General features: G+C 56.1%; 7 protein-coding genes and 3 pseudogenes. 7 read left to right on the forward strand and 3 right to left on the reverse strand.

All coding sequences use genetic code 11. The annotated features are described in order from the left end of the window. Positions 1-190: 190 nt before the first annotated feature. Positions 191-385: pseudogene (locus tag QO231_RS25200) on the forward strand (ISKra4 family transposase); the annotation flags it as partial. Positions 386-918: 533 nt separating this feature from the next. Next, positions 919-2,196 (forward strand): MFS transporter, encoded by a 1,278-nt coding sequence (locus tag QO231_RS25205; RefSeq protein WP_316782827.1) that lies wholly within the window; start codon positions 919-921, stop codon positions 2,194-2,196. Positions 2,197-2,560: 364 nt separating this feature from the next. Here QO231_RS25205 and QO231_RS25210 read toward each other — a convergent pair whose 3' ends face one another. Then, positions 2,561-3,154: a LuxR C-terminal-related transcriptional regulator gene (locus QO231_RS25210; RefSeq protein WP_316782830.1), complete on the reverse strand. Its 594-nt coding sequence runs from the start codon at positions 3,152-3,154 to the stop codon at positions 2,561-2,563. Between the two features lie 727 nt (positions 3,155-3,881). Here QO231_RS25210 and QO231_RS25215 point away from each other — a divergent pair. From QO231_RS25215 to QO231_RS25235, 5 genes are all read left to right on the forward strand, one after another. After that, entirely contained in the window at positions 3,882-4,919 is a 1,038-nt protein-coding gene (locus QO231_RS25215; protein WP_316782833.1) for a LuxR C-terminal-related transcriptional regulator, read from the forward strand. Then, a complete protein-coding gene (locus QO231_RS25220; protein ID WP_316782836.1) occupies positions 4,919-5,425 on the forward strand; it encodes a hypothetical protein in 507 nt (168 codons plus the stop codon). Before QO231_RS25215 ends, QO231_RS25220 begins: the two co-directional genes overlap by 1 nt. Before the next feature lie 70 nt (positions 5,426-5,495). After that, complete coding sequence (locus tag QO231_RS25225) at positions 5,496-7,247, forward strand: type I secretion system permease/ATPase (RefSeq protein ID WP_316782839.1); 1,752 nt, start codon at positions 5,496-5,498, stop codon at positions 7,245-7,247. Then, positions 7,244-8,620, forward strand: coding sequence for an HlyD family type I secretion periplasmic adaptor subunit (locus QO231_RS25230; RefSeq protein WP_316782842.1), 1,377 nt, complete (start codon positions 7,244-7,246; stop codon positions 8,618-8,620). The genes QO231_RS25225 and QO231_RS25230 overlap by 4 nt, the downstream gene beginning before the upstream one ends. A 266-nt stretch (positions 8,621-8,886) precedes the next feature. Continuing rightward, on the forward strand, positions 8,887-11,427 hold the full coding sequence (locus QO231_RS25235) for a calcium-binding protein (RefSeq protein WP_316782844.1): 2,541 nt from the start codon (positions 8,887-8,889) through the stop codon (positions 11,425-11,427). A 237-nt stretch (positions 11,428-11,664) separates the two neighbouring features. On the opposite strand, the pseudogene QO231_RS25240 reads toward QO231_RS25235, so the two are convergent. Beyond that, positions 11,665-12,589 (reverse strand): annotated as a pseudogene (locus tag QO231_RS25240) (ISKra4 family transposase); the annotation flags it as partial. A 32-nt stretch (positions 12,590-12,621) separates the two neighbouring features. Beyond that, positions 12,622-12,803: pseudogene (locus tag QO231_RS25245) on the reverse strand (IS3 family transposase); the annotation flags it as partial.

Genomic DNA, 12,803 nt, shown 5'->3' on the forward strand with positions numbered 1-12,803 from the left:
TATCGCCAAACCAGAGCCGATGCCCACTGGATTTGGGACGACACCACGCGTGAGCTGAAGGCTGCCTGAGATCCAGTGCCACGGCTTTCGCCGACAGAAACTCCGATAACTTGACGATGCCTCCGGGATGATCTGCTGCACCACATAACCGGTGTAGGCCCCCATCATGATGAATTCGCCGTGGGCCACCGATTATGGTTGGCGACACAGAAATGGTTTTGCTGTTTCATCTTCCCGAGCGGAAGGGTGCGTCGACGACGTTGGAAATGCGCGTATGGGTAAACGGCAGCGAATGAGATGGTCACCCAAGGGTGCACATGCGGTCGCTGTCGCAAGAGCCGCTGTCCTAGATGTGCGATTGAATGTCTCAAGAATGGCCGCCTGACCCCCAAGTTTTGCCCACTCCCAAGTCATACTTATACCTTACCCCGGATACTGTCCCGGGTCACCTCCGGACCTGCACAAGCTGCTGAAGATGTGGCGTTTTTGTCAAGCGCAGCGCTGGCGTATCCGCATCTTGCGGTGACGTGGGATGACATCACCCAGGCCTTGCTGCGGCAGCGGCTTGCGCTGCGGGCGGCTGAGGCCTAGGTGGTGGTCTCGGGACGGCCGGAAAAGGGCAGGGGTGCTGCGTGATGCAGTGCATTTTCTGCGCCCCGAAGATCAACCGAACAGGCCAGAGCAATTCGCGATCTGGCTGGGCCCTGTTGTGCACGCCGGTTGACGCTGCATGGGGCAGGGGGGATCATAATACCGTCTGACCCTTCCGCTCGGCACGCGATGCCGCCGGAAGTGAAGAAATGCGGTGCCGTGTCAGCGCACCTGCACCCTGATTACTCTTGATCGAAGAGGGTTGAAGCTGCACCATCACGGGGACGGCATTCCATTTCGGGAACATCCGTTGTTGGGAGGCATATGATGACGCCGCTGATCCGGATCACCCTGATGTTCGTGGTCTTCGTCGACCTCATTGGTCAGGGTCTTGTGTTTCCGATAATCAATTCGTTGATCATGAGTCCCAAATCCGGCTTTCTGCCAGAGGCAACCGGACTGGGTATGCGCCATTTCAATTTTGGTCTGGTTGTCGGGATTTTCTTTCTGTCATGGTTCTTTGGTGTTGTGTACGTCTCGAAGCTCTCGGACTCGATTGGCCGCAAGAATGCCTTGTTGATTTGCCTTACCGGGGCGTTGGCGGGATATGCAATCACCATCGCCGCGATCATGTTCAACAGTCTTTGGCTCCTGGTGCTCGGACGTGCCATCACCGGGTTTACCGCTGGCAACCAACCGATTGCTCAGGCTGCAATGATTGACGGCAGCACCGACGAGGCCGACCGGGATCGCAATATGGGCTACATCGTCACCGGGGTCAGCTTTGGTCTGGTCGGTGGGCCGATCATCGGAGGGCTATTGTCCGATCCTGACATCATCGGAAGTGTCGCAAGCTTTACGCTGCCGTTTTACGCTGCATTCGTTATGGTGCTGATCGCGATGGCGCTGGTGTTGTTCTGTTTTAACGATATTCGTGCAGACCGTGTTCCCTACGTCTTTCGGCCGCGCGAGATCTTCGAAAGCCTCTGGCGGGTCTCCGAGTATCCGGTCGTGTTGCTTCTACTGCCTGTCTACAGTTTGTTCATGATTGCGAATGTCACCCTTTACATATTTGTCGACAACTACCTGACCAGCGCATTCGGCTATGGAGTCGTCGGCGGTAGTGTTGCAATGCTGGTAATCGGCGTGGCGCTGGCGACGAGCAGTACGTTCCTTGTGAACCCTGTCCAGAAGCGGTTTGGGAAACGCACGATTGTTGGTGCGAGCCTTGGCACGATGATGGTTTGCGCTCTCGCTTTTGCGCTCATCCCTGTCGCGGTTTTGACATTCATTCCGATTTTTCTGTTCTATTTCATTTTCGGCGTATCCTATCCGACACTGCTGGGCCTGTTTTCAGGCAGCGTAGGGGGCGCTGATCAAGGCTGGATCATGGGTGTCACAACCTCAATCTTCTGTCTTGCGGGCGGAATCATGTCGCTGGCCGGAGGGGGATTGATGAGCATCTCAATACACTTGCCGTTCTATGTCTCCGCAATTGCCGCAATGATCGGCCTTGTTATTATGGCATTGACGTGGAGCACACCATCCATTCGGAAGCTCACCGCCAGGCCTCAACAGGCTGCCGCGGCCACCCCGTCTGACTAGGGCGCGGATCGGGCTTGCGTCCGTGGCGGGACGATTAGCTTGGTTGAACGCTGCGCCCAATGGTGCTGTTTCCCGCAGGTGTGTTACTCGGTCGGCCCCAGGTGCATTCGCATTTAGGGTGAGATGCGGATAAGCCCTCCTGAAGCTGCTGCCCTACGCGCCCGAACTCAACCCAATGGAAAATGTCTGATAATACCTGCGCGCAGACAAACCCGCCATCAAAGTCCTCGATAGCTACGAGATTATCCTCGACAAATGCGCAGATGCCTGGAACTACATTCGCGAATGATCCCGGGCGGATAACATCAATAAGCGATAGAGATCGGATAACGGTCAAATCACAGGGCCGGTGGTGTCAGGCTGATCATTCTGGCAAGTGTTGAGCGGCCCATACGGCGGCTTGCGTTCGGTTCTGCACTCTGATCTTGCGAAAACAGCCGCGCAGGTGAACTTTGACCGTGCTTTCCACGATATCGAGCTGTTTTGCAATATCCTTGTTGGATTGGCCATTGCGCAGCCGTCGCAACACCTCGCGTTCGCGGGGTGACAATCGGCCAAGAATGATCGAGGCGTCGCTATTTGTGCTGACAGCCTGCGATCCTGGGTCGTTGTCTAGACCCACTGCGGGACTGAGCGGCTCGGAGGATTGGAAAGGCAGCACGCAAGGTTGCGCAGACGTCAAGGGCACATTGGTCGGCGAAATGCTGAAACCTTCCTGAACGACCGTCAGGAAGCCCGTCAGGGTCTGAAGAGATCGGTCATCCATGATGAGGGCATCGATACGAGGTGTCAGCGCATTGATCACCTCTTCCGGAACGCTTGAAGACATCAATAAGACGATCCTCGCGGTTTGAAAGCGCAATTGAAAATCAGAAATTCCGATTTCGTCTATATCGCATGAATCCGAGAAAAACAGTACAACATCAGTTCCAGTCCAATCATCGGGAATATCGGTCAATCTAGAATACTGGCCTTGGACGTCAAACCCCTCACCATAGCAATAACACGCTGCCATTTCCCGAAACAAGACGCGTTCGGACACTAACGAAAATGCCATAAATCAACACCAAAATACCAAATTTGCATACCCTTCCGAATTGGACGTACCGATACGAAAAGATCCTTCAATTCCCGACCTGGAGTTTAGCATGGCTTGTGCGGAAGCGGATCATGAATTTTGCATGTATGTTTTATCAAGCAGTTAGATTATGCGAATCGCAAGAATCACACAACCTTTCAAAAGGTGATCAATTCAATAGATAAACTTAGGGTTGAAATACGGCTTATGTCGGCTGTTGGTGAGCGAGGAATGATTCGTTTTCTGGTGAATACCTGATCACATAGAGTTAAAACCCTGAAATAGTGGTCAAATAGAGAGAGTAGCACTACTAAAGGAGTAGAACTTTGACGACACTTGCGTCGTAAGTGGTAAGCGTTCTCGTTCTCGCAACAATTCCCTTTGCCCGAATGTATCAGCATGGATATTTTCTTTTCCTACTATCCCTTTGGATAGGTTTCTCCAAAAATCTCCTGCCCATTCGGTGCGATTTAAATTGAGTCGTCATTGATGTAATCTTTTCGAAATAAGAATTAATTGGCAATATTTGGGAGTGATCATTACATAATGAACCACAAATAAACTTATTTTGTTAACTGTTTGTGATGAATTCTTTTGGGAGATTTTCATGGGTACGATTGAGGACAGATTTAATAACGCGAGCGGTATGTTTGGCAGCAAGTTGCTGCAGGATTTCTTTGACAGTTTCGCCGAGACCATGACGGTCAGTCTTGACTGTGATCATGGGCGCCAGATCGTTACTTCGGCCAATGTGGGGCCGTCGCGGAACGACTCTGCGACAGTGTCGGCTCGACGGGCGGCGGGCCCGCTCACTGTGACGCCAGTAGACCTGAGCGCATCAGAACTGGCCTCCTTGCGATCTCGGATTCCTGATCCACCTCAACTTCCGAAGCCGCCGAATTGGCACGCCTTCCAGTGCCGCTTTGGAAGTGGTGCAACAGACATCTTGGCCTTCAGAGATCTTGACGATCCGGACGAGGCCGAAGCGTTTCTTGGTCGCGTATGGCCGGGCTTGAGGCATGCCTGTGTGAACGCCAGCGGCCAGACCAGCCCTGATATTTCGAGTGATGCCATGCTCTGGATGATCAGCCAAAAGGTGAATGCGGCCATTCTTGTTTTGGACGAGAAGTACAGAGTCTTGCGAACGAACGCGGCAGCAGATGAATTGCTGGCCGAGCGACAGCTTCTGCGCGACTCTGGGGACCGCCTTGTGTGTGCAACGCACAAAGAAACCATCGCGCTGCAGGCTGCAATCGACGAAAGCTATGCTCGTGCGGGAAAGGGTGGCATCGAGTTTATTCTGATCCTGCGCGGAAAGTCGGGGACCGCTCATGTTCCGATGTCCTTGTCTACTTATGTTCAGGTTGAAACTGGAGAGCGTCTCATTCTCGTGATGCTTCCAAGGCCGCCTGCCCATGAAAGGATCGAAGAACTCGCCCGAAGCATGGGCCTGACCCCGTCCGAAGCGCGCGTCGCCGCCTTGATCCGCGAAGGCCATTCCAACCGCGAGGCGGCTGAAATTGCTGGTCTCAAGATCGAGACATTCAACACATATGCCAAAAGAGCCTTGTCCAAAATGAACGTCAAATGTCGCGCCGAAATGGCGCAGATGTTGACGTGGCAGGCCGCACTGGAGCGTTCGTAATGAATATGAATTTACCTAAAAGCGACCAAACACCAAAGGGCGTTGATCCCGTGCAGAAGGAAACGGCGAAACAGCCGTCCCCGTCTGCCACTCTGAGTCAGGAAGATGTCGTTCTGTTGCAGAACACCCTGGGATCGGGATTGTCCGGTTACGCGCGCAAGGGAGACATTGTCGAATTGCACAAGCGTATCGGTGAAAAATTCGAGAAGCTGCCAGGAGAGATATCGGAACTCAGCGTTTCCCAAAGAGAAGATATGATCACTCGCATTAATGCTATGGAAACTTCCTTGAATAGCCTTGAAGCGGCGTTGCGCATTGAATTGCCTCCACTACTGACACAGACGATCGGCGACGCTGTTCGCGATACCATGCCAAAGTCCCGTTCAAATCTGGCGCGGATTTTTTGGATGGTAGTTCTTGTCTCTGCCGGGTTGGGACTGGGCGCCTGGTTTCATCAGCCCTTGCTTGATCTCGGAGAGCGTTTTTTGACGTATTTGCGATATTGACTATTGCGGCGCAGCAGATCGGCCCAATGGGCCGAATTGATCCGCTGCCCCTTGTTTCAAGGATATTACCATGCAGAGAAGACGTGTCTTCGACGGCCAACGCGGGCTAATCATTGCAGTATTTGTTGCCAGTTTCTGTCTGAACCTGCTGGTTCTGACCGCCCCGCTTTACATGCTTCAGATATTCACCCGGGTGCTGTCTTCGGGCAGCATGGCAACCCTGTTGATGTTGACCATCGGGGCGGTGTTTGCCCTGCTGTTTTTTGCGCTCTTTGACGGATTGCGCCAGCGTCTGGTGTCTCGCCTCGGCAATCGACTCGAGGCGGGTCTTGGTCCAATCATCCTTGGGGCAGTGGTGCGCGGCACCGGAGGGGTATCAGACACACAGCCCGTGCGCGATCTGCACGAGGTGCGCGGGTTTGTGATTTCGCCATCTTTCACCGCATTGCTGGATGCCCCATGGTCAATCCTGTTCGTTGGGCTGATCTACCTGTTTCACCCGGTGATGGGGCTGGTGGCGACGCTTGGTCTGCTGGTTCTTCTTGGTCTTGGTATCATCAGCGAACTGACCGGCCGCGACCCTGCCAAGGCCGCTTCCAATTCTGTGCGCGAGGCAAATACCTCGGCGGATGAAATACTGCGCAACGCCGAGATCGTACGCGCGATGGGCAAGACGCCGACGCTGGTGAACCGTTGGCAACGCAGGTCCTTTGCATCGATCCTGTTCGGCACACGGGCAAATGACCGGATCGCGTCGCTGACCTCGCTCGCCAAGATGGTCCGCATGTTGCTTCAGATCGGCATCATGGCGGTTGGTGTCATCCTGGTCCTGGGCGGGCAGATGGGGCCCGGAATGATGATCGCCGCGTCGATCCTTCTCGCACGCGCTGTCGCGCCCGTTGAACAATCCATTGCAGGCTGGCGCGCCCTCTTGTCCGCACGGCTGGCACGTGAGCGGCTCAACGCGCTGCTGGCCGAAACCGAAATCGAAGCGAACCTGATGGAACTGCCGGAACCCGAGGGCTACTTGTCGGTGGAAAACGTCACGGTGGTGTCGCCGAACCGGCAGGATCCGCTGGTGATGGATGTGAGTTTTCGGCTGAACCCAGGCGATTCCCTGGGATTGATCGGGCCCTCCGGGGCTGGCAAGACGACACTGGCGCGCGCGCTGGTCGGGCTGCAGCCATTGACGCGCGGATATGTGCGTCTCGATGACGCGGCCCTGACTGATTGGCCGGCAGAGCAGTTGGGCCGCAACATCGGCTTCTTGCCGCAGCGGGTTGAATTGTTCGATGGCACGATCGCAGAGAACATCGCCCTGATGGATCCTGATGCGCAACCTTCAAAGATCGTCGAAGCGGCAAAACGCGCCAATGTGCACGAACTCATCCTGGGACTGCCCGGAGGGTACAATGCCCAGGTTGGGCCACAGGGCAATATGTTGTCAGCGGGTCAACGCCAGCGGATCGGGTTGGCGCGAGCGTTCTTTGGTGATCCGAAACTGATCGTTCTGGATGAACCGAACGCAAACCTGGACCCCGAAGGTGAAGCAGCTCTGGCTGGCGGTATTCGGGCCGCAACCGCGCACGGCGCAGTGGTCATAGTCGTCACCCACCGGATGAGCCTGCTGGAAGCGGTGAACCATGCAGGTGTGATGGAACAGGGCCGAATGGTGCGCTTTGGCAAATCGAGCGTCGTTTTGAACAAGGAGGCGCAGCCGACCGCGGCACGGGTCAGCGAGTCTGATGCGAACGCCAATGTGTTCGTGCTGAAAAACAAACGTGGCAATACCGAAGAGCAGGCGAAGGAACGAGTCGAATGAGTACATCAATCACCCCCCGCCGCACGACTGACCCCAGTTTGCCAGACCGGCTTTTCGATGCGGCACCACAAGTCGCAGCGCCGCCCACCAGGATCGGTTTTCTCGTTTTGACGCTTGTTTTGATGTGCGCCGGATTCTGGGGCGGGCTCGGAATGTGGGCAGCGACGGCGCCGCTGAAAAGCGCCGTAATCGCTATTGGCAGCTTCAGGGTCGATGGCAATTTGCCCTCGGTACAGCATCTGGAAGGCGGTCTGATACGCAAGGTTCGCGTGGCTGAAGGAGAGCAGGTGAGAAAGGGACAGGTTCTGGTGGAACTGGAGACCGTCATGTCCACGGCGCAAGACCGCATTTTGTTGAACCAACTGGTCAATGCACTGGCGCAGGACAGCAGGCTTGCCGCTGAATTCGCCGAAGCCGACGCGATTACATATTCCGATGAATTGGCGCTCATGGTCGAAAACTACCCCCCTTTCCGCGAGTTGGCCCAGACCCAGCACGAACTTTTCAGATCCAACTCCGATCTATGGCATGGCCAGGCGGCCATTCTCGAAGAACGCGTGGACGAGTTGCGACAGCAGTTGAATGGCCAGATCACCCGCAAGGAAACCATAGAGAAACGCCTTGATATCGTCGAAACCGACCTCGCGGATATCCAGGGCCTTTTCGACAAGGGTCTTGTCACCAAGACGCGTTATACTGCTCGTCGCGAAAACCAGATCGCTCTGGAAGGTGACCTGGGCATGGTTGCTTCGCAGATCGAAGGTGTTCGCCAGCGGATTTCGGAAACAAAGGAACGCATCCTGCAAATTCGACGCGAGCGGGCCATGCGGATCTCGTCAGAACGGCAGGCTGTGAAGCAGCAAATATTTGATATCCGCCAGAGGCTTGTGGCAAATGAGGATGTCCGAGAGCGCAGTCTGGTTCGGGCGCCGGTCACCGGGCGTGTCATCGGGTTGAAGGTGGCGGCACCCGGTGAAGTCGTTCTGCAAGGCCAGGAAATCCTCAGGATCGTGCCAAAAGATGCGGTTTATCTGGCCGAAGGCCGCGTGCGCCCGTCAGACGTCGAAGAAGTCAAGGAAGGGCTGGAGGCGCGTGTGCGCCTCACCGCGTACAACTTTCGGACGACCCCACCGGTAGAGGGGTTTGTCAGCCATGTCTCGGCAGATTCGATGACCGATCCGAACAGTGGCCTGCAATACTACCTGGTGAAGGTTCAGGTATCCGAAGACGCGCTAGAAGCTCTGCCAGATGTTGAACTCCAGGCAGGGATGCCGGCACAGATCATGATTACGACCGGGGAACAGACCGTCGCTGACTACGTCCTGGGGCCGCTCATGGCCGGGGCGGAAACGGCTTTGCGCGAAAGCAACTGAATGGTGCTTTACCTATTCGCGAACAAGGGCGGTCCACGGGCCGCCTTTGGTGAGTCTCACGATGCGACAACCCACCAAAATCCTAACAATTTGTAAAGATCTTCGAGAAATCCGAATTCCGTCCCCGAATGGGGGCAGTTGGAACCCCTGTTTCGCCGTCTACTCCAAACAGAGCTCATTGCATGCTCACTTTCTCCGTCGGGATACGACGGTTTCAGAAAGGTAACGAGGGCCGGAAGCCGGTCCGTTTTTAAGTGGAGATGAAGATGCCGATTATTATTTCAACAGCCTATGACAATTGGGAACAGTGCGATCCAAACATGCCCTTTCCGGATCTGGATGAACCTGTACTTCAGCTGAAGGATGACGACGACATTGGAACGCTAACGTCGGATTATGACGCGAACCACGTTGAAGCAGGTCGTGGCGATGATACTATCTTTGGCAACGAAAATTCCAACTACATCAACGGCGAGCAAGGCCACGACAGTCTTTGGGGTCTGGGCGGCAACGACAGCATCTATGGCGGCAACGGCGACGACTACATTTATGGCTTTGATGGCAACTATGACTTTTTGCCAATCAGCGGCACCGACGATGACTACCTGAACGGTGAAGCTGGCGACGACTGCATTTGGGGCGAATGGGGTAACGACAACATGATTGGCGGATTTGAATCCGATGTCATGTGGGGCGGCTCCGGCGACGACGTGATGTCAGGCGACGACGCGACCATCGACACCGACAGCGTCCGGGACGGCAACGACTGGATGGACGGCGAGTCGGGCAACGACTGCATGGACGGCGAAGGCGGCGATGATGTCATGTGGGGCGGCGAAGGCTATGACCTCATGTATGGTGGGTCGGGCAACGACCGCATGGATGGCGAAACCGGCGAAGACAAGATGGCCGGCGGATTGGGCCATGACCTCATGCTGGGTGGTGACGACGCAGACGAGATGTACGGTGACGTGCGGGTCGGCCTGGGTGACAACCTGAACTACGGCACAGACACCACCAAAGATGGTGACGACTGCATGTACGGTGGCAACGGCAACGACGAAATGGACGGCCAGGGCGGCAGGGACACCATGTTCGGTGGCAACGACGACGACCTGATGTTCGGTGGTCGTGGTCGCGACACCATGAGTGGTGGCGAAGGCAAGGACACCATGAATGGTGACCAAGGTCATGACGTCATGCGCGGTGGCGGTGGCGCAGACATCGTCGACGGTGCGGCCGGTATCGACATCCTGTTTGGCGACAACGGCAATATCACCGGTTTCCCGGGACTCCCGAACCATCCGACCTACGATTGCGAAGCGGATTGGGACTGCCCTCCGATGTCCTTTGCGCCGCAGTCCAGCAAGCACGACGGTGAAATCCCCGCCGCCCCGGAGGCGGAAGGCGATTCCGAGAACGAGGGCAAAGACCTCATTCATGGTGGCGGCAACGACGACTGGATCTTCGGTGAAGGAAAATCAGACCGCCTGTATGGTCAGAGCGGCGATGACTTCGTGTCCGGTGGCACAGGTAGAGACAAGATCTGGGGTAACAATGGCGATGACTTCCTTGTCGGTGACCAGGGGAACGACAAGATCAGAGGTGGCAAGGGTGATGATGTCGCATATGGCGGCACTGGCGACGACAATGTCTACACCAACAGCGGAAACGATACCATCAAAGGCAACGATGGAAATGACACGCTGAACGGTGGCTCCGACAACGACTGGGTCGAAGGCAACAATGGCCTGGATACCATTCTTGGCGGCGACGGTGACGACGTCTTGCAGGGTAACGCGGACAGCGACACCATGTACGGCGAAGCCGGCGACGACATCATGTTCGGCGGCACTGGCGGCCTGGCGGATCTGGACCAGAACGGCATCTGCGAAGACTACAGCCCGCTTCCGGAACTCGCCCGTCCCTATGACTGCGAAGGCGGTCCTGATGTTTCCGAAGAGCCTGGTGTTGATGCTGCGGACACCATGTTTGGTGGTACCGGTAACGACATCATGTTCGGTCAGGCTGGCGACGACCGGATGCTGGGTGAAACCGGTGACGACGTTATGTTCGGTGGTGCCGACGATGACCAGATGGATGGTGGCGACGGTGACGATGTTGTCTTCGGTGGTGACGGTGACGACACCATGGTCGGCGGAAGAGGTGACGACTTCCTTGGTGGTGGTGAAGGCGACGACACCATCAACGGCGACAACGGTGACGATTTCATCCTCGGCGGTGCCGGCGATGATGATCTGACCGGTGGCAACGGCAAGGACGTGTTCTTCTCCGATCTGACGCTCTCTTCCGACGGCGATGGCGGCTTCTCGTTCAGTTCCGGCGACGGCACCGACATCATCCGGGACTTCGACTTCAACGAAGATCAGGACGTCATCGGCTTCCGCGTCACTGTGGATGAATCCGCCGAAGGTCTTCTGGGCAATACGGTTGCCGAGATCCGGACCAGGATCTTCGAACTGCTCGACGAGCAAGCGGTGGTTCAGGAGGAAGATGCGGGTGTCGGCACAGGCGCGCTGGACACCACGATCGAAATTGGTGGCCACACACTGATCCTGCAGGACATCAATTGGCAGGATGTGACCGACGCACCATTCGGTTTCACCGAGTTCAGCTCGCTGGGTCAGGACTCCAACATATCCGGTGGTGTGGGCATCAACGCCACAGCCAATGGCTTGGACTCGGGCGGATACACAGCAATCGGCTCCTGGGATGTAGAAAACGATCTCTACTGCCCGCCACTGCCGGAAGAAGACGACTGGGCCTGCGCCTCGGTTCCAGTCTGATTGTGAAGTTTGGTCGCGGAATTCCACGCACGGAATTTGGCGATCAGACGCCCTGGAACACATCGGTTTGATCACCTACCCAAATAGGGGTTCAGGTCAATGGGAACCAGGGCGTTGCAAATTGCCCGAGCCATAGGCTGGGGCTTTGGTCGTGGGTGACTTTGTTGTATGTGTGTGGATGCAGGACTTTCCCGCACATGGCCAGGCGGTCACGGGAGTGGGCAAAAGCTGGTGGTTTCATGCCGCGAATTTTGCATTGGAGACCGATAGACGCCCATCGAGCACAGCGGCTCGGGTGACTGCCACGTTGTGGGCACCCTGCGGTGACCATCTCACACGACGACGTTTCCCCATGCAAGCGTTTCCGAAGTCATCGACACAACCTTCTGCGCACGACGTCGAGATCGCCGAGCCTTTGCGATACCGCCGTCCATAATTGACCAGGGACCACATGTTGTTGGCGAGATTGCTGTAAAGGTCCCGGCACCGCGCCAGCGCTCTGCCGGCCGCTTCCCGAACCGCAGGATCATCTTTGGACAACCTTGCACAATCGACCATTGGCCATTGAAGGTTGGTGCCGGCCGTCTGAATTTTGCCGTGCCAAATGTGCCATCGGAGGGTCTCTGCGGGTTCCTTGAAGATTACAGGTATTCCCGGGAGATTCTCAGCTTGTAACAGCCCCTTGATCGCGCTTTCTACATGCTGAACCCGCATCGAGACGTGCCACCAGTCGAGAATGTGTCGCATATGCCCCTTGGCGGCGCCCCTGATCAGGTTCGGCAATGCCGCTTCACCGTCTGAAATCACGGCGATTGATCGCCGACCATCCCACCCGAGTGCCGTCAAATCGCGATGAAGCTGTTTCGCCGGTGAGGTGGTGGCTTGTGGCGCGAGACCGAAGTGTCGGCACATGTCGTGGTTTTCGACCTTGCCCACTACAACATCGAGGTGGCGTTCTTGATATTCCGACCTGCACCGAATGTGGGCTCCGTCGGTGAAAACGGCCAGCGGATGCGTAGAGGAAATCGCGTTTTCCGGCGGGCCCGTACAGGTGATTTCGTCCGCGATCCTGTCCGGCCGATTGCGCAAAGTGGTGTTGCTCTGCTTTGCGCAGGGCAGGACTGTCATCTATGATCCGTGCGGCTTCCATAAGATTGAATCGCCCCGGGTTTGTCGGAGACCTATAGCTTCATTTCACGCGACCATATCGAGCACGTCGCGTTGTGCATAGAAGTTCTCTTCTGCCTCGGCTGGCGGGATGTTTCCGATGGGGCCGAGTAGACGTCTGTTGTTGAACCAGTCGACCCAGCCGAGAGTGGCCATTTCCAGATCCTGCATATTTCGCCACGGTCCCTGACGATGTACCAACTCGGTTT

The sequence above is a fragment of the Sedimentitalea todarodis genome (assembly GCF_032595355.1).
Classification (GTDB): domain Bacteria; phylum Pseudomonadota; class Alphaproteobacteria; order Rhodobacterales; family Rhodobacteraceae; genus Sedimentitalea; species Sedimentitalea todarodis.